Annotated in this window: 21 protein-coding genes; 11 read left to right on the forward strand and 10 right to left on the reverse strand. The window is 61.3% G+C overall.

Annotation, left to right across the window (positions count from 1 at the left end):
- Positions 1-18: 18 nt before the first annotated feature.
- Both malX and AB5Y83_RS10070 read left to right on the forward strand, forming a co-directional pair.
- Positions 19-1590, forward strand: a complete 1572-nt coding sequence (gene malX, locus AB5Y83_RS10065) for a maltose/glucose-specific PTS transporter subunit IIBC (RefSeq protein WP_139493458.1) — start codon at positions 19-21, stop codon at positions 1588-1590.
- An 87-nt stretch (positions 1591-1677) separates the two neighbouring features.
- Complete coding sequence (locus tag AB5Y83_RS10070; RefSeq protein WP_368175105.1) at positions 1678-2868, forward strand: MalY/PatB family protein; 1191 nt, start codon at positions 1678-1680, stop codon at positions 2866-2868.
- Between the two features lie 92 nt (positions 2869-2960).
- Here the strand turns inward: AB5Y83_RS10070 and AB5Y83_RS10075 are convergent, their stop codons facing one another.
- The 10 genes from AB5Y83_RS10075 to ascN all read right to left on the reverse strand — a co-directional run bounded on the left by AB5Y83_RS10075 (position 2961) and on the right by ascN (position 11132).
- Positions 2961-3383 (reverse strand): hypothetical protein, encoded by a 423-nt coding sequence (locus AB5Y83_RS10075; RefSeq protein ID WP_181497150.1) that lies wholly within the window; start codon positions 3381-3383, stop codon positions 2961-2963.
- Positions 3383-4333, reverse strand: coding sequence for a hypothetical protein (locus AB5Y83_RS10080; RefSeq protein WP_309506997.1), 951 nt, complete (start codon positions 4331-4333; stop codon positions 3383-3385). Before AB5Y83_RS10080 ends, AB5Y83_RS10075 begins: the two co-directional genes overlap by 1 nt.
- Before the next feature lie 137 nt (positions 4334-4470).
- Complete coding sequence (gene ascU / locus AB5Y83_RS10085; RefSeq protein WP_368173625.1) at positions 4471-5529, reverse strand: SctU family type III secretion system export apparatus subunit AscU; 1059 nt, start codon at positions 5527-5529, stop codon at positions 4471-4473.
- On the reverse strand, positions 5526-6314 hold the full coding sequence (gene ascT, locus AB5Y83_RS10090) for a SctT family type III secretion system export apparatus subunit AscT (RefSeq protein ID WP_019446797.1): 789 nt from the start codon (positions 6312-6314) through the stop codon (positions 5526-5528). Before ascT ends, ascU begins: the two co-directional genes overlap by 4 nt.
- Positions 6311-6577, reverse strand: a complete 267-nt coding sequence (gene ascS, locus AB5Y83_RS10095; RefSeq protein ID WP_005334586.1) for a SctS family type III secretion system export apparatus subunit AscS — start codon at positions 6575-6577, stop codon at positions 6311-6313. Before ascS ends, ascT begins: the two co-directional genes overlap by 4 nt.
- Before the next feature lies 1 nt (position 6578).
- Positions 6579-7232: a SctR family type III secretion system export apparatus subunit AscR gene (gene ascR, locus AB5Y83_RS10100; protein WP_005334585.1), complete on the reverse strand. Its 654-nt coding sequence runs from the start codon at positions 7230-7232 to the stop codon at positions 6579-6581.
- On the reverse strand, positions 7229-8155 hold the full coding sequence (gene ascQ, locus AB5Y83_RS10105; protein WP_368175106.1) for a SctQ family type III secretion system cytoplasmic ring protein AscQ: 927 nt from the start codon (positions 8153-8155) through the stop codon (positions 7229-7231). The genes ascR and ascQ overlap by 4 nt, the downstream gene beginning before the upstream one ends.
- Complete coding sequence (locus AB5Y83_RS10110) at positions 8152-9345, reverse strand: type III secretion system needle length determinant (protein ID WP_368175107.1); 1194 nt, start codon at positions 9343-9345, stop codon at positions 8152-8154. The genes ascQ and AB5Y83_RS10110 overlap by 4 nt, the downstream gene beginning before the upstream one ends.
- Before the next feature lie 6 nt (positions 9346-9351).
- Positions 9352-9813, reverse strand: a complete 462-nt coding sequence (ascO, locus tag AB5Y83_RS10115; protein WP_058055778.1) for a type III secretion system central stalk protein AscO — start codon at positions 9811-9813, stop codon at positions 9352-9354.
- On the reverse strand, positions 9810-11132 hold the full coding sequence (ascN, locus tag AB5Y83_RS10120; RefSeq protein ID WP_005334580.1) for a SctN family type III secretion system ATPase AscN: 1323 nt from the start codon (positions 11130-11132) through the stop codon (positions 9810-9812). Before ascN ends, ascO begins: the two co-directional genes overlap by 4 nt.
- A 189-nt stretch (positions 11133-11321) precedes the next feature.
- Here ascN and aopN point away from each other — a divergent pair, with 189 nt between their 5' ends.
- The 9 genes from aopN to AB5Y83_RS10165 are packed head-to-tail and all read left to right on the forward strand — an operon-like array spanning position 11322 to position 17508.
- Entirely contained in the window at positions 11322-12200 is an 879-nt protein-coding gene (gene aopN / locus AB5Y83_RS10125; protein WP_368175108.1) for a SctW family type III secretion system gatekeeper subunit AopN, read from the forward strand.
- Positions 12181-12462 carry a type III secretion system gatekeeper subunit Acr1 gene (gene acr1 / locus AB5Y83_RS10130; RefSeq protein ID WP_368175109.1) on the forward strand — a complete coding sequence of 94 codons (282 nt, stop codon included), beginning with the start codon at positions 12181-12183 and terminating at the stop codon, positions 12460-12462. Before aopN ends, acr1 begins: the two co-directional genes overlap by 20 nt.
- A complete protein-coding gene (acr2, locus tag AB5Y83_RS10135; RefSeq protein ID WP_368175110.1) occupies positions 12459-12830 on the forward strand; it encodes a SycN family type III secretion system chaperone Acr2 in 372 nt (123 codons plus the stop codon). Before acr1 ends, acr2 begins: the two co-directional genes overlap by 4 nt.
- Complete coding sequence (ascX, locus tag AB5Y83_RS10140) at positions 12827-13192, forward strand: type III secretion system protein AscX (RefSeq protein ID WP_368175111.1); 366 nt, start codon at positions 12827-12829, stop codon at positions 13190-13192. Before acr2 ends, ascX begins: the two co-directional genes overlap by 4 nt.
- Positions 13189-13539, forward strand: coding sequence for a type III secretion system chaperone AscY (ascY, locus tag AB5Y83_RS10145; protein ID WP_020379598.1), 351 nt, complete (start codon positions 13189-13191; stop codon positions 13537-13539). Before ascX ends, ascY begins: the two co-directional genes overlap by 4 nt.
- Positions 13472-15637, forward strand: coding sequence for a SctV family type III secretion system export apparatus subunit AscV (ascV, locus tag AB5Y83_RS10150; RefSeq protein WP_272868880.1), 2166 nt, complete (start codon positions 13472-13474; stop codon positions 15635-15637). Before ascY ends, ascV begins: the two co-directional genes overlap by 68 nt.
- Complete coding sequence (locus AB5Y83_RS10155; RefSeq protein WP_263085829.1) at positions 15634-16089, forward strand: LcrR family type III secretion system chaperone; 456 nt, start codon at positions 15634-15636, stop codon at positions 16087-16089. The genes ascV and AB5Y83_RS10155 overlap by 4 nt, the downstream gene beginning before the upstream one ends.
- Before the next feature lie 39 nt (positions 16090-16128).
- The gene (acrG, locus tag AB5Y83_RS10160; RefSeq protein WP_005334559.1) at positions 16129-16413 is read left to right on the forward strand and encodes an LcrG family type III secretion system chaperone AcrG; all 285 of its coding nucleotides are present in this window, start codon (positions 16129-16131) and stop codon (positions 16411-16413) included.
- Between the two features lie 9 nt (positions 16414-16422).
- On the forward strand, positions 16423-17508 hold the full coding sequence (locus AB5Y83_RS10165; RefSeq protein WP_139460398.1) for a virulence-associated V antigen: 1086 nt from the start codon (positions 16423-16425) through the stop codon (positions 17506-17508).
- Positions 17509-17517 lie beyond the last annotated feature (9 nt).

Raw genomic sequence — 17517 nt, forward strand, 5'->3', positions numbered from 1 at the left:
TTCACAAGGAGCCGTTTCATGGCCAAGCCTCAAGCCAAATCCACCATCTGGGAGTTCCTGCAGAGCCTCGGCAAGACCTTTATGTTGCCGGTCGCCCTGCTGGCCTTCTCGGGCATCCTGCTCGGTGTCGGCAGCTCGCTCACCAGCGATGCGGTCAAGCAGAGCATGCCCTTCCTCGACAATACCGTGCTGCAACTGCTTTTCCTCTGGATGACCAAGGTGGGGCTGGTGGCCTTTATCTATCTGCCGGTGATGTTTGCGGTGGCCATTCCGCTCGGGCTGGCGCGGGAAGAGAAGGGGGTTGCGGCCTTTGCCGGTTTCGTCGGCTATGCGGCGCTCAACCTCTCCATCAACTTCTACCTGACCGTGGCCAACGTCATCGGTGACGCGGCGGCGGAGAAGGCCTACGGGGTGAAATCGATCCTCGGCATCAGCTCCATCGACACCGGGATTCTGGGGGCCATCATCGTCGGGGTGATCGTCGCGAAGCTCCACGCCCGTTTCTACACCTACAAGATGCCCGATGCGCTCGCCTTCTTTGGCGGTGCCCGCTTCGTGCCCATCATCACAGCGCTGGTGCTGGGTGTGGTCGGCTTGGTCGTGCCGTTCGTCTGGCCCTGGTTTGCTGCCGGTATCAACGGTATCGGGGCGCTCATCTCCCACGCTGGTCCCTTCGGCCCCTTCCTGTTCGGTACCGGTGAGCGCCTGCTGCTGCCGCTCGGCCTGCACCACATTCTGGTGGCGCTCATTCGCTTTACCGAAGCGGGCGGCACCCAGCTGGTATGCGGTCACGAGGTGAGCGGCGCCCTCAATATCTTCTACGCCGAGCTCTCCTGCGCCGACACCAGCGGCTTCTCGGTCTCTGCCACTTCCTTCCTCTCTCAGGGCAAGATGCCTGCCTTCCTCGGCGGCCTGCCGGGCGCGGCGCTCGCCATGTATCACTGCGCTCGCCCGGAAAATCGCGGCAAGATCAAGGCGCTGCTGGTCTCCGGCGTGGTGGCCTGCGTCATCGGCGGCATCACAGAGCCGCTGGAGTTCCTGTTCCTGTTCGTGGCACCGGTGCTCTACGTCATTCACGCCATCCTGACCGGTCTGGGCTTTATGACCATGGGGCTGCTCGGCGTCACCATCGGCAACACCGACGGCAACCTCATCGATTTTCTGGTGTTCGGCGTGCTGCAGGGCACCGCCACCAAGTGGTATCTGGTGCCGGTCGCGGCCGCTATCTGGTTTGCCATCTACTACAGCGTGTTCCGTTTCGCCATCGTGCGCTTTAACCTGAAAACCCCCGGTCGTGAAATCGAGACCAGCGAGACTGCCCAGCCCGCAGGCAAGAAGGCCGGCAACAGCGGTTACAACGGTGAAATCATCCTTAACGCCCTGGGCGGGGCCGATAACATTCTCGCGCTCGATAACTGCATCACCCGCCTGCGGATGTCGGTGCAGGACATGAGCCGGGTCGATGACAAGGTATTGAAAGCGAACGGTGCCATCGGGGTGATCAAGCTCGATGAGCACAACCTGCAGGTGGTGATTGGCCCGCAGGTGCATCTGGTAAAAAACCAGTTGCAGAGCCTGATGGAGGCCTGAACCGGCCAATAAGATCCGAACGGGGGGCGCAAGCCCCCCTTGTTTGCCTCTCCCAATATGTCTCCTGTTTATGGAGGGAGAAACTTCATGCACGATATTTATGATTTCGACCGCGTGGTCGACCGCCACGGCACCTACTGCACCCAGTGGGACTATGTAGCCGACCGTTTTGGCCATGCCGATCTGCTCCCCTTTACCATCTCCGACATGGATTTCGAGACTGCCCCCTGCATTCGCCAGACGCTGGCAACCCGCCTTGAGCACGGGGTATTTGGCTACAGCCGCTGGAATCACGACGACTTCAAGGGGGCGGTAAGCGACTGGTTTGCCCACCGCTACGGGGCGAGCCTCGACCCCGAGACGCTGGTCTATGGCCCCTCGGTCATCTATGTGATTGCTCAGCTGGTGAGCCTCTGGTCGGCGCCGGGGGAGGGGGTGCTGGTGCATACCCCCGCTTACGACGCCTTCGGCAATATGCTGGCCGCCAACGACAGGGTGCTGCTGCCTTGCCCGCTCAAAAAAGCAGAGGGGAGCTACCAGATCGACTGGCAATGTTTCGAGCAACAGGCAGCCCGCCCCGATTGCCGGATTTTGCTGCTCTGCAGCCCCCACAACCCCACCGGGCGGGTCTGGACGCGGGATGAACTGGGCCGGATGGCCGCTATCTGCCAGCGCCACGGGGTCAAGGTCATCTCGGACGACATTCATATGGATGTGAGCTTTGCTCGCTACCTGCCGTGGAGCGAGGTGGCGCCGGACGATCACTGGGCGCTGGTGAGTTCGGGCTCCAAATCCTTCAATATCCCCGCCCTTGGCGGTGCCTATGCCTTTATTGCCAACGCCGCGGCGCGGGCCGCCTATCTGCAACGGCTCAAGGCGGCCCATGGCCTATCATCGCCGCCCATTCTCGGGGTGCTGGCCCATATCAGTGCCTATCGCGATGGCGCTGCCTGGCTCGATGCCCTGAAAAGCTATCTGCACGGCAACCTCGCCCATGTGGCGGCGCGGCTCAACGCCGCCTTCCCCGCCATTGACTATCGGGTGCCCGAGGGAACTTATCTCGCCTGGATTGACTTGAACGGCCTTGGCATCGACTCCCCCGAACGGATGGATGCGCTGCAAGCCTTGCTGGTGGAGAAATATCGGGTCGCCATCATGCGCGGCGACACCTACGGCCCGGAAGGCACAGGCTATATCCGCCTCAACGTCGGCTGCCCGCGCTCGAAAGTAGATCAAGGACTCGACGCCCTGATCGGCGCACTGGGGGAGGTGGGGTAGGGCAAATCCATTCAAGGTGAGAAATAGAACGGAGCCATCAGTGATGGCCCCGTTTTGGTTGCGCTGTTTTCCCTTATGAGCAGACGCCGATATCAGGCGCGAATGGTCGTCGGGATAGCGCTGTTCGGGCGTGACATGGCTGGTTCGATTGCGGGCTCGCTGAGCTCGGTAGCTGCTAGTGCAGTGCCTTGGGTCAGGGCTTCAGCCTGATGCAGCATGCGGCTGACCATATCGGTCAGGAGATCCACATCCAGCTTGTCCAGCCACTCGCGACACCAGAGCAGGGTGCTCTGCTCGCTGTCTCTACTGAGTTGCAGCACAGGCCAGTCGGCCATGGCGGCGAGGGAGGGGGTCTGGATATCCCCCAGCGGAATAAACAGGGTCACCAGTTGATCCCGTTCGCGAATATGGAGGCTGAAGGGGCCCGCCTGCAGATCCAGCCCCTCTTCGTGCAGGCACTCCTGCGGCAGGGATAGCTGGCGAACGAGGGTTGATAGCATGGCATGAAACATCATTAATCCTCCCGATGGGTGTTATCAAAGACCGACTCTGTGGGCGGCCACAGGTTGGCGATAGGGGGGCGGGCTGGGGTACCGACCAGTGGCGCCCCTATGGTCGCGGCCCAGGGGTCGACTACCTTGGCGTGTGGCCCCCAGCTTTCCGGCTTGGTAAGTTCGCTCCCCTCAGCACGGCCAATCACCACAAAGCAGTGGGTCTGGGCGTGACCTTGTGCACCACGATGGGCCAGCACTTCGATCCGCTGGTCACTGTTGTGGCGCAGCAGTTCGGCCGCCGCCGAATAGGCCAGGGTCGAGCAGCAACCGGCCTTGGCGTCATCCACCGCCTTGGCGATGTTTTCCATGGTGCGCAAGGATAGTGGCTGCTTGTTTCTGGTTATCTGGATGGCGGCCATATTGGCGCTGTTGTTGGCGCGCTGGTTGGCTGCCAGACGCTGGGGATCCTGCCCGAAGGCGTTGAGTTTGCCGATGATCTTCTGATAGCTCGGGTTGTTGGGCTGGACAAAGGTCTGGGCATCGGTACAGGCGTAACTGCCCAGTTTTTCCAGTCCTGCCATGCTCTTTTGCAGCAGGGCCTGGGTGCCCCCCGCCATCACTTTCGGTTCATGTCGCGGGGCGGCTCTGGTGATGGCACCCTGTTCTGCCAGGGCCTGCTTCAGTTCAGTCAGACGAGCGCCGCGTGCTGCCACCTCTTTGGGGTGGTGCTGCTCCCAGTGCTGGATTGCATCCTGCACCCGCTGCGCTTTGCCGCTATCGGGGGCGCTTTGCAACTGGCGCAGGGCGCTGACGACCTGCTTGAGATCGCTGCTCTGGAAGTGGCCGATGCCGCGCTTGACGGATTGTTCGAACAGCTTGTTACCCTTGGCCAGCAGCGGGCTGGCCTCTGTCTGTTGGGGTGATGCTGGGCGGTTGAGGTGAATGTGTCCACCGATTGCTGGTAAGGCCATGATGTTATTCCCGACAGGGTTGACGATAAGGGGATGATACCGAGCCGTGACGGCGCGCTATATCAGGGAGCGGTCGGGGATTTGTCAGTTTTTCGCGTGTTGTGCAGTTTGTTTGGCCAGGCGGGCAGCGTACTGCCCTACCACTGTGGCCCTTCGCTCTGGCGCCACTGCTCCAGCCAGCGCAGAACCTCGGCGGTTGCCTCAATCTGGTCGGCGGGAATGTAGTTGTTGAGCTGGGCATCCCGATAGAGGGCACGGGCCAGTGGAATGCGTTGCAGCACAGGGATCCCCTCCTCTTCGGCAATCTTGCGTACCTGCAGCGCCTGGGCATCGGTGAACTTGAGGGTCACCACCGGCAGCGGCGTTTCTCCCCGCTCGTAGCGGATACCGATGGCGATATGGGTCGGGTTGGCGACGATGACCGAGGAGCGCTTGACGTCAGCGCGCATGTTGCTCGACTGCAACTCCTGATGGAACTGGCGGCGCTTGCTCTTGATCTCCGGGCTCCCTTCCATCTCCTTGTACTCCCGCTTCACCTCGTCCTTGCTCATCTTGAGCTGCTTGATGTGCTGGTAGTGTTCGAAGGCGTAGTCAGCGATGGCGATCACCACAAAGCCCATGGCGCAAACTGCCATCAGCTGGCCCAGCATGCCCCCCAGGACCGGAGTGATGCAGCTCATGCCGCAGCCGGGCAACTGGAGCATCGCTTGCAGATTGCCCTTTATGGTGACCCACACCAAGAGGCTCAGGAGACTCACCTTGAGCAGAGATTTGACGAACTCCATCAGGCTTTTGATGGAGAAGATCTTCTTGGCCCCCTCCACCGGATTGATCTTCTTGATGTCGGGCTTGATGGACTCGCCACTCAGCAGAAAACCGTACTGGGCGAAGTGGGAGGCGAGCACCACCAGCACCGCGACCGCGAGGAGCGGAATGCAGAGATAGGCCACCTCCTGCATCAGGTTCTCCACCACATGGTTGAGCGCCTGGGTAAAGGGGAGGTTGATGTGGGATTCCGGGATCATCATCAGCTTGCCCAGATGTTCGAGGTAGTAGTCGGACATCGCCATCAGCATGCCCACCAGACTGAGAATGATGGCGGTGGAGACCACCTCCTTGCTCTTGACCACTTGCCCCTTCTGGCGTGCATCTCGCAACTTTTTGGGGGTGGGTTGTTCGGTCTTCTCGCCGCTCATCGCGCCTCCAGAATGGGGATCAGCAGTTGCAGCGGATCCATCACCGCCAGCACCTGTTGATAGGCGTGGTCCATCATCAGCTTGATATAGATGACCAGCAGCAGGCTGGCGACGGCGCTTTTTATCGGCATCGCCAGCACGAAGACGTTAAGTGAAGGGGCGAAGCGGCTGATCAGCGCCAGCCCGAATTCGGCCAGAAACATGGCGATCAGCAGCGGCGCCGCCAGCAAAGCGCAGAGCAGCAACATATGGCTGAACTGGCTGTAGAAAAAGTTGACCCACTGCTCGTCGATGGTGGGGAAAAAGTGCGCCACCGGCCAGCTGATGTAGCTCTGGAACAGGGCGGCCAGCAGGGCGAGAAAGGCGCCGCTGGCAAAAAAGAGGGTGATCAGGGTCTGGGTCAGCAGCAGGCCGGTGGGACTGGTCTGGCTGCCGAGACTCGGGTTGAACAGGGACCCCATAGCGGCGCCGCGCTGGTTGTCGATCAGAAAACCGCTCGCCTCGATGGCCCAGAAGGGGATGGCGGCGACAAAGCCGATCAGCAGGCCGAGCAGCACCTCCTTGGCGATCAGCATGGCCAGCGCCATGCCGTCGATCTGATCCGGCAAGGTGTCGGCGACCGTGGGGTAGGCGTAGAGCGCCAGCGAGCAGACCACGCCGTTGCGGATCATCGCTCCTCCCAGCATCTGTTTGCTCAGCACCGGTAGCATCACGAAGCAGCTGATAAAGCGCGGCAGCAGCAGGGTATAGGCCAGCATCTGGGCCTGCAGGCTCTCCAGCGTCATTGGATCTGCGGCACCTTGAACAACACCATATCGGCAAAGCTGTAGAGCTCGTTACCCAGCCAGGCGGTGGTGGCAAACAGGGTGATCACCACGGCGATCAGCTTGGCGACAAAGCCCAGGGTCTGCTCCTGGATCTGGGTCAGCGCCTGCAGCAAAGAGACAAGGGTGCCCACCAGCGCCGCCACCAGCACAGGTGGCATCGAGAGGATCAGCACCAGCCAGAGCGCCTGGCTTGTGAAGTGAAGGATATCGGCGTGACTCATGCTAGCCTCCGTAACTGATGACCAGCCCGTGGGTCAGGCGGGCCCAGCCATCGAGCAGTACAAACAGCAGCAGCTTGAAGGGCAGCGAGATGGTCATGGGGGAGACCATCATCATCCCCATCGCCAGCAGGATGTTGGAGATGATGAGGTCGATGGCGATAAAGGGCAGGTAGATCAGAAAGCCGATTTCGAAGGCTCGGCTCAGCTCGCTCACGGTAAAGGCGGGTAGCAGGATCAGCAGGCTGTCGGGCTCCAGCCGATCGGCGTATTTGCTGGGCCAGAGCTGCTTGGTGCTGTCGATAAAGAAGGCGTGCTCTCGCGGTTTGATCTGCTTTTTCAAAAAGTCGCGGTAGGGGGCAATCCCCTCATCGAGGAACTTCTCCACCGATTCGGCTTTCGCCAGCGACACCTCGTTCTGGCGCAGGTAATCCTGGGTGGCAAAGCCGACCGGCGCCATCACATAAATGCTGAGAATGATCGCCAGCCCGTACATCGCCATGTTGGGGGGGATCTGCTGCACCCCGAGGGCGTTGCGCAGCAGCGAGAAGACCACCGCCAGCTTGACGAAGGAGGTGGCCATCACGGCGATAAAGGGGAGCAGAGCCAGCAGCGCCAGCCCGACGATAAGGTTTAGCTCGTCTGGCAACTGGATCATGACTGTGACTCGTTGTCGAGGCGTTCGACCCGTACACCCAGGCGCCCCTGGATCTCCACCAGTCGCCCCACTCCCAGCGAATGGCCGTTGCTGATGATGCGCACTTCGCCATCGAGGGGCGTGCCAAGATCGATCAGGGCGCCCGGTTGCAGGCTGGTGAGGGTATGCCAGTCCAGGGTCTGGCGGCCCACTTCGAAGCTCACCTGGATCGGCAGTTGATCCAGTTCGGTCGGGCCGAAGGGTTCAGCGGAGGCAGCGTTATGCATGGCAGTCAATTCCAGATGTTGTTGATGGGGTTGGCAATAGGCAAAGGGGCGACCCTCCACGCAGATCAGCAGTTGCTGGCCGAGTTGCGGATGGGGTGGCGGCAGCAGCACATCGCCGATAGCGAGGGGGGCGAGCTCATCCATGGTCAGCCCCATTTCGCCCCACAGCAGGGAGAGGGTGAGGGGCAGCGGCAACCGCTGCTGCCGTGGCCTTGGTGGCAGCTTGCTCAGCAAGGGCTCGGGCTGCGGCAGCCAGAGAGCGATACTGCCCCCCTCCCGTTGCAACAGCAGTTGCAGGGCTGGCTCATCGGTCTGAACGTTACTCTCCTGTCGGGTCAGCGCCGAGCAGGTGAGGCCACCGAGGGGTTGTCCCAGCCGTTCGATCAACGCCAGTTGCAGTGGCTCGGGCAGGCTGAATAGTGCCGCCTGTTGTAGATCCGGCGCGAGCCAGTGCGCCAGCTCGGCACCGTGGCACAACAGCGGCAAAGAGAGCCCCTGCCAGTGCAGTTGCAGCCGGGTATCGAGTGTCGCAGGCGGCAAACCGATGGCGAGGAGAAGCTCGCCGCCACTCCAGCCAAAGTGCTGGCGGTATTGGCTCAGGGTCTGCTGTAAAGTCAACTCCGCCAGCGAGGCGGAGGTGAGGGCAATCGGTGTCATGCGTCGGCATCCCACTCTTCGTAGATGGATCGTTTATGGCGTGAGCCCTGCTCACTGTCAGGCTGGCCGAAGAGATCGAGGGCGACCCGCTCACCGGGATAGAGCCGTTGCAGGCGGTCGACCAGATCGCTGCGCCCCTGATTGAGCAGCAGTTGCCCTTCGCTGGTTGCCAGAATCTCGATCTGCAGCTCGCCACCCTGATGGGCGATACGAATGGAGAGATCGCCCAGCTGTGGCAACGTCAGGCGCAGCAGCGGCGGGCGCTCCGGGCGGCCCAGCTCCTGATAGATACCCACCGCCAGCCGCTCCAGCAGTTGACCCAGTTCCCGATTACTTTCGGCTGGTGCCAGCCGGGCGAGCTGCAGATCCCCTGGGGTTTTCACCTGTGGGGGGATCGGTTGACCGCTGGCTTCGGGTATTTCGTCGTTCAGAGTGAGCGCATTGATGTCAGTGTCGCTGTTGGAGACCTTTCGTTCGGCGAATTCGAAGACTTGGGCAAGAGAGGCTTCACCTTGTTGAAGGGTGGCTTGATCTGAGCTCAGCGGCAGCTCCATACCGGCTGCGATCCCGATTGTTTGTAGATCATGTTGTCGCGAGCCACTCTCTTTTTGCTCGGGGTGGTGCAATGGCTCTTTCATCAAAGAGGGTATCGCTGACAGAGCGCTCTCTGGTGCCCAATCTCCAGCTCCCTCGAGGGGGGGGCGAGGGGCCGGTGTATTCAACATTGATGAAGGCACTGAACAGGCGTTTTCCGGGGCGGGTAGCGCCACATCTCTGGTTCCGCCCTCGTGCACGTTGTCTTGTGCATCCCGCACTTGCTGCGATCTTTTGCTCTCGATTTCCTTCTGGTCACGTTCGGTCACCTCCGGGAAGGTGGATAAACCGGATGCCTTTCTTGTGATGAGCTGTTGTGTCTGTAAATGCTTTGGCTGGCTGTGAGAAGCAGCAATATCAGACTGCCGGACAGTATCGGCTGCCTGTTTTTTTTGCTGCTGCGTCTGTAATAGTTGCTGAGGCCGAGGCTCCTGGGTCTTGCTCTGGCCATTCGCCCTGTACTTGTCGGGTGCCTTTTGTTCCGCTTCAAGCCTCATCGCCTGCTCGAAACGCTGCTGTTGCGACCGATTGGCTTCAGCCATCGGGGTGTCGCCCCGGGCTGTCACTGTGCCCTGTATCGGGAGGATTCGGTTCATGACTCGTTACATCCTGATCTGCTGGCGGAACTCTTCCTGTTCCTGCTCTTCGTTGTAGTCACGCAGGGCTTGCTGTGAGGCCTGCTCCTGACGGTGTAGTTCGGCAAATTTCTGTTGCTGCTGGCGGGCTCGGTGTACCGCCTGCTGGCGCTCCTGCAAACGGATGCGCTCTTCGGCGACCCGCTCGGCCTGTTCGGCCGCAGTTTGTTCAAGCTGGGCCTCTTTCTCCCGCAGCAGCGCCACTTGCTGTTGCCACGCCTTGAGCCCCTTGCGATCGAGCTGCTCCGCCTGACAGATGGCAAATAGCCGCTCCTCTTCGGCAAGGCGCCACTGGCGATAGTCGAGACTCTCCTGCTCCGCTTCGCGTTGGCGAACGCGGGCGAGTTGCACCCGAGCCTGCTGGGCGGCGAGCTGCTGCTCGGCCCGATCCAGCCGCAGGTCTTTTATTCGTTGCAGGCGGCCAATCATCGGGTCAGCGCCTCCAGAGTCGAGAGGGCTTCCGGCAGTGAGCTGGGTTCATGAGTGCCTTGCCTGAGCCACTGGCGAATAGTCTCGATGCGGGCGATCGCCTCATCGGCTACCTTGTCCTGCCCTTTCTGGTATTCGCCGATCTGTAGCAACAGCTCCACCTCTTCATATTTCGCCAGCCAGCTGCGCAGTCGACCGGCCTGAGCCTGATGCTCGGGCTCGATGATCTGGTTCATCACCCGGCTGGCGGAGCGCAGCACGTCGATGGCCGGGTAGTGGTTGGCCGCCGCCAGTTTGCGCGACAGTATGATGTGGCCATCGAGGATGGAGCGGGTCTCGTCAGCGACCGGCTCTGTCATGTCATCCCCCTCTACCAGCACGGTATAGAGGGCAGTGATGGAGCCCTTGTCTGACTGACCGGCCCGCTCCATCAGGCGGGGCAGGGCGGCAAACACCGACGGCGGATAGCCCCGTCGGGTTGGTGGTTCGCCAGCGGCCAGACCAATCTCCCGCTGGGCACGGGCAAAGCGGGTGACGGAGTCCATCAGCAGCAGTACCCGCTTGCCCTGATCGCGGAAATACTCGGCGATGGAGGTGGCGACAAAGCCTGCCTTGGCCCGCTCCATGGCGGGGCGATCCGAGGTAGCCACCACCAGTACCGCCTTCTTGAGCCCCTCTTCCCCCAGATCCGCTTCGATAAATTCGCGCACCTCACGGCCCCGCTCACCGATCAGCGCCAGCACGGTGACATCTACCTCGGCGCTGCGAATAAGCGACGCCAGCAGGGTGCTCTTGCCACCACCAGCGGCCGCGAAGATCCCCATCCGTTGCCCCTCACCGCAGGTGAGCAGGCCGTCGATGGCGCGAATACCGAGCGAAATGGGCTCGGCGATGCGCTTGCGGCTCATGGGAGCGGGCGCATCCCGATAGACCGGGTACCAGGCCTCGGGCTCCGGCAGATGGCCACCGCCAAAGGGGTTGCCGAGGCCATCGAGCACCTGGCCGAGCAGATGCTCGCCGACCCCGACCTGATGCATGGCACCGGTCGGGCTTACCTCGGTGTTGGAGGAGATGCCGAACATCTCGCCAAGGGGGGTAAGCAGCGCCTGATGCTGGGCAAAGCCGATCACCTCTGCCTGCAGGGAGAGTGTGTTGTCCGGGTTGCGCAGATGGCAGAGCTCACCGATCCGCACCCCGGGGACGACTGCCTTGAGCAGGGTGCCGGTCACCTGGGTGACCCGGCCACGGATCTGGATCAGGCGGCACTCGTCGATGGCATGACGAAGCTGGCCGGGAATGTGGTCGAGGGAGAGGGTCATAACAATCTGCGCCATTGAAACTGGTGGCCACTATAGGGGATGGGGGGCTACGGGGATTTCAGCGCGAGTCGGGACTTTTTAGAAAACCGTTGGGGGCGGGCTAAAAATTCACGGCCGATTTTGGCATAGGGGGACGAGGGCGATTTTTATAATGCCATCCTCGTCAATCCATTCGTCACGGGAGTTTCCATGGCCATTATCCAGAGCAACCCCTATGCCTCTGCCGCCCAGCCCGAGCTGCGCGGAGCAGAGGTCGCATCCCGTCCGGCTCCCCTGCAGGGTGGGCAATTTCAGGGGGAGCGGGTCGTGCTGGCCAGTGCCGCCCAGTCGCTGGCCGATGCCGCCGAAGAGCTCACCTTTGTCTTTTCCGAGCGCGCTGAGCTTTCGCTCGCCAAGCGCAAGCTGAGTGACAGCCATGCCCGCATCAGCGAGATCGAGGCGCTGGTCGGGGACTACCTCGACAAAGTGCCGGAGCTCGAACGCCAGCAGAAGGTCAAGGAGATGGTGAGCCACCTCGGCAGCGGTCGGCTGGCCAATCTCTCCCAGCTGCTGGCCTACCTCGAGAGCTATTCGGGGGAAGTGAGCGAGCAGTTCGAGGCGCTCTGTCAGGCGCGCAAGGCCCTCGCCGGACGACCGGAGATGCAGGGCACCCTGGCGCTGGTGGAGCAGGCGCTGGCCAAGCTGGCGGACGAGCAGGGCAGTGCCATCGTGCTGGGGGCGCGCATTACCGGCCCCGCGGCCGAAGCGGCCAAAGCGGGCGTGGGAGCCGAGCAGGATCTGCGGGATCTCTATCGCGATGCGGTGCAGGACTACCGTGCCCTTTCTGCCGCCTGGCGTGATATTCACAGCCGCTTTGGCAACGGTGCGCTGGAGAAGGTGACCGGTTTCATGATGAAGGCCCTGAGCGCCGATCTCGACAGCCAGCAGCGTTGGCTCGATCCGGTCAAGCTGGAGCGGGTGATGAGCGACATGCACAAGCTGCGGCTGCTCAACACTCTCTCGGCGCAAGTGGACGAGCTGTGGCAACGGGTGAAGGAGGGCTCGGCCCATGGCATACGGGCCTTCTGATCTGATGGGCGATCTGATCGCCCTGGTGGAGAAACGCTGGACCAGCGTGCGGGATGTGGAGCAGGTCGGTGTGGCTCTTGAGCTGTCAGATTGTCGCCAGCAGGTGCTGCTCTATCAGGAGCTCAAGCGGCTGATCCGCCTGCTGCCGGTGGAGCTGTTCAGTGAGGAGGAGCAGCGCCAGAACCTGTTGCAGTGCTGCCAGGGGGCGCTCGATAACGCCATCGAGCGAGAAGAGGATGAGTTGTCTGGAGAGTCGTCATGAACTGGATTGAACCCCTGCTGGTGCAGTTTTGCCGGGATCTGGGCATCACCATAGGGGATAACCCTCATTCGCTGATCCAGCTTGAACTGGAGCAGAGCGGCACTTTGCAGTTGGAGCGCCATCAGGGGCAACTGACCCTCTGGTTGGCCCGCGCTGTGTCCTGGCATCAGAGTGGCGAGGCGATCCGCCGCGCCATGACCTTGACTGCCGCGGCGCAAGGGCCGGCACTGCCGGTGCGCAGCGGCTGGTTGGGGGAGGATCAGCTGATCCTCTTCGTCACTCTCGATGAGCGGGCCGTGACTCTGCCACAGCTCCATCAGGCAGTGACCACCCTGACACGGTTGCAGCGAGAGGTGCTGGCGTCATGAGTCGGATCACTGCCGCGCATATCGGTATCGAGCAGCTCAGTGCCATTTCTCTTGACGATCAGGAGCGAAGCCTGCCGGGGCGTTATGCCCTGTTGCCCGATGGCCAGTCCATCGAACCCCATATCAGCCGCCTCTACCCCGAGCGGCTGGCGGATCGGGTGCTGCTCGATTTCGCCACCCCGGAGCGCGGCTTTCACGATTTGTTGCGACCGGTCGATTTCAATCAGGCGATGCAGGGGCTGCGCAGTGTGCTGGCAGAAGGGCAGAGCCCAGAATTGCGAGCGGCCGCTGCGCTGCTCGAACAGATGCACGCCGATGAACAACTGATGCAGATGACCCTTCATCTGCTGCACAAGGTATGACCATGGTGCTTACGTCACAGCAGCAGGATGCGCTGCTGCTCACCGGCTGGCTGCAACTGCAATATGGCCACCCCGACAAGGCGAGCGTCCTGCTGGCCGCCCTGCTGCAGATCCACCCCGACCATCAGGGAGGGCGACGGACCCTGCTGGTGGCCCTGCTCAAACAGGGGGAGGGGGAGGCGGCGCTGGCCCATGTCGATCAGCTGATGCAGCAAGGGGAGGCCGACGGCCCGCTCTGGCTCTGTCGCAGCCGGGCCTGCCAGTTGGCAGGGCGGCTGGATGAAGCCCGTTTTGCCTATCAACAATACCTCGAACTGGAAGAGCAGAATGAATCAACGCTCCCTTGAGCTGCTGCGCCGGATAGGCGAGCGCAAGGACATCATGCTGGCGATCCTGCTGCTGGCCATCGTCTTTATGATGGTCTTGCCGCTGCCGCCGGTGGCCCTCGATATTCTGATTGCCATCAACATGACCATCTCGGTGGTGCTGTTGATGATGGCGGTTTATATCAATTCGCCGCTGCAGTTCTCCGCTTTTCCGGCGGTGCTGCTGATCACCACCCTGTTCCGGCTTGCCTTGTCGGTGAGCACCACCCGGATGATTCTGCTGCAGGCCGATGCGGGGCAGATCGTCTACACCTTCGGCAACTTCGTGGTGGGGGGCAATCTGGTGGTGGGGATCGTCATCTTCCTCATCATCACCATCGTCCAGTTTCTGGTGATCACCAAGGGCTCGGAACGGGTCGCCGAGGTGAGTGCCCGCTTCTCCCTCGATGCCATGCCCGGCAAGCAGATGAGTATTGACGGTGACATGCGCGCCGGGGTGATCGACGTGCACGAGGCGCGGGATCGCCGCGGGGTCATCGAGAAGGAGAGCCAGATGTTCGGCTCCATGGATGGCGCCATGAAGTTTGTGAAGGGGGACGCCATCGCGGGCCTCATCATCATCTTCGTCAACATCCTCGGTGGCGTCACCATCGGGGTGACCCAGAAGGGGTTATCCGCCGCCGATGCGCTGCAGCTCTACTCCATCCTGACGGTGGGTGATGGCATGGTCTCCCAGGTGCCGGCGCTGCTGATCGCCATCACCGCGGGGATCATCGTTACCCGGGTCTCCTCTGAAGAGTCTTCCGATCTGGGTACCGATATTGGCGCCCAGGTGGTGGCCCAGCCCAAGGCGCTGCTGATCGGCGGTCTGCTGCTGGTGCTGTTTGGGTTGATCCCAGGTTTCCCGATGATCACCTTCTTTGCGCTGGCGGCCATCGTCACGGCGGGCGGTTACTTTATCGGCTTGCGACAACGCAAGGCGCAAAGCAGCAACAGTCAGGATCTTCCTGCCGTGCTGGCGCAGGGGGCGGGAGCCCCCGCCGCCCGCAGCAAGCCAAAACCGGGCAGCAAGCCGCGGGGCAAGTTGGGGGAGAAGGAGGAGTTCGCCATGACGGTGCCGCTCCTGATCGATGTGGATGCCGCTTTGCAGGCCGAGCTGGAGGCGATTGCCCTCAACGACGAACTGGTGCGGGTGCGCCGCGCCCTCTATCTCGATCTCGGGGTGCCCTTTCCGGGTATTCACCTGCGTTTCAACGAGGGGATGGGGCCCGGCGAATACCTGATCCAGCTGCAAGAGGTGCCGGTCGCCCGCGGTTTGCTGCGACCGGGCCATCAACTGGTGCAGGAGAGCGCCTCCCAGCTCGATCTGCTGGGGATCCCCTACGAGGAGGGGGCGCCGTTACTGCCGGGACAGCCGACCTTGTGGGTCGCTAATGAACATCAGGAGCGGCTGGAGAAGTCACGGCTGGCCACCCTCACCACCGATCAGGTGGTGACCTGGCATCTATCCCATGTGCTGCGGGAATATGCCGAGGACTTTATCGGCATTCAGGAGACCCGCTACCTGCTGGAGCAGATGGAGGGGAGTTATGGCGAGCTGGTCAAGGAGGCGCAGCGCATCATCCCGCTGCAGCGGATGACCGAAATTTTGCAGCGGCTGGTGGGGGAGGATATCTCCATCCGCAACATGCGCGCCATCCTCGAGGCGATGGTGGAGTGGGGCCAGAAAGAGAAGGATGTGGTGCAGCTCACCGAGTACATCCGCAGCAGCCTCAAGCGCTACATCTGCTACAAGTACGCCAACGGCAACAACATCTTGCCTGCCTATCTGCTCGATCAGCAGGTGGAGGAGCAGATCCGCGGCGGCATTCGCCAGACCAGTGCGGGCAGTTACTTGGCGCTCGATCCCACCATTACCCAGAGCTTCCTCGATCAGGTGCGCCATACCGTCGGTGATCTGGCCCAGATGCAGAACAAGCCGGTGCTCATCGTCTCCATGGATATCCGCCGCTATGTGCGCAAGCTCATCGAGGGGGATTACCATGCCCTGCCGGTGCTCTCCTATCAGGAGCTGACCCAGCAGATCAATATCCAGCCCCTCGGGAGGGTCTGCCTGTGAGGGGGGACCCGTTAACCTCTGACCCCCTGATCCCCTGGCTGCAAGCCAGGGGAGTGGCGGTGGCCCCTCACCATCTGGGGGCAACCCCCATCCAGCTCGGCCACGCTTTCTGCTATCGCCAAATTTATCTCGCCTGGCGCTTTGATCCTGCGACCCGACGGGTCTGGATCCTGCTGGTGCGCCGTGAGGAGGGGCGGGCCGGACTGGCCAATCCCTTTGCCGCCCTCTATCTGCTGGCCGAAGCCACTCTGGCTGTACTCGGGCCGGGCCATTACCTCTACGGCAACGTCGATGTCTTTCGCGGCAGTAGCCTGAGCAGTGAGCGGCTCGGGCGCTTTTACCTGCGCTGGACGGGAGCCTGCGAACCCGAGCCCGGCTGGTTCATGCTGGCCGCCGAGCAGGTTTGTTCCCTGCGGGATATGCGAAAACGACAAAAGCACGGCCTTGCGTGACAGGCATGTCCAAAAGGGCCTCATAGAATAGGAGCCAAGATGAAACAACCGCGTTTTGCCGACCATAGCGAGACCATTTCGCAGGCAGAGCAGGCCATTGCCGACAGCGATCACCGCAACGCTCTGTTGCAAGAGATGCTGGCTGGCCTAGCCCTCTCGGATCAGACCTGTCAGCTGCTATTCGATGCGCCGACCGAGCAAGTGGCCGTGGCCGAGCAGGAGTTGCTGGCTGAGATCCAGCGCAGACAGGCGCTACTGCCGGCACAGCCGGGAGAGGGCCGCAAGAGTCGCCGTCCCACCATGATGCGCGGACTGATGATTTAAGGAGTCGTGATGAGCACTATCCCTGACTACAACACCAACCCTGGTGCGTTCGTCGGCTGGCTTGATGGGCAAGCGCTGGACGCATTGCCGGGCCATAAAAACCCCAAGTTGACCGAACTGGTCGAGCTGCTCAAGGGCAAGATCACCATCAGTGCTGACTCATCGACTGCGCTGAGCAAGGAGCAGCTGGAGAAGTTGCTGGCTGCCTATCTGACGGATCCCGCCTCGATCAACGGGGGTTGGGCGATGGGCCAGTTCCGGGGGGGGCAAGATGCGGCCATTGCCGCCATCAAGGGAATGATCGAGCGGGGAGCAAAACAAACCCCGCCAGTCACCCACTGGACCGTCCCTGAATTTATGCTGCTCTCCCTCAGTGCGCTGACCATGGATCGCATCGATGACGATCTCATCACGACCTTTACCGGGGTGATGGCGTTTCAGGACAACCAGCGTAAAGGGCTGCGGGACGAGCTGGCAGAGATGACCGGTGAACTGAAGATCTACGGGGTGATCCAGTCCGAGATCAACAAGGTGCTCTCTGCGGCATCCAGCCAGACCTTCAACACCAATTTCAATCTGCTGGATTACAAACTCTATGGCTATCAGTCTCTGGCCGAATTTATGGATGGGTCAGAGTTCAAACTGTTGTCAAAAATGTTTACCGATGGGTCGGTGCAAAAAGCACAGCAAGATTTCACCAACGCTAAAAACGAGCTGGAAAAAGTAACGTCTGCCAGCCTCGACCCCAAAACGCTGGGGGAGGCCAAGGCCGATTATGAGCGTAAAAAAGCCAATTTTGAGAAGATCGTAGCAACGCAGGTCATCACAGTTAAAACGTTCCTCGAAAGTGATCAAAAGAAGAGCGGCGCGATGAAAAATATCGAAGCCAGCTACAGCTATGACAAGGACAACAACAAGCTTGGCAACTTCTCCACCAGTGTGAGCGACCGTTCTCGCCCGCTCAACGATCAGGTCAGTGAAAAGACCACCCGCCTCAACGACGTCAGCTCGCGCTACAACGCCGCCATCGAGGCACTCAACCGCTTTATCCAGAAATACGACAGCATCATGCGCGACATTCTTGGCGCAATTTGAGGAGAGATC

Origin of the sequence: Aeromonas sp. R5-4 (assembly GCF_040908215.1) — a bacterium.
GTDB classification, from domain to species: domain Bacteria; phylum Pseudomonadota; class Gammaproteobacteria; order Enterobacterales; family Aeromonadaceae; genus Aeromonas; species Aeromonas veronii.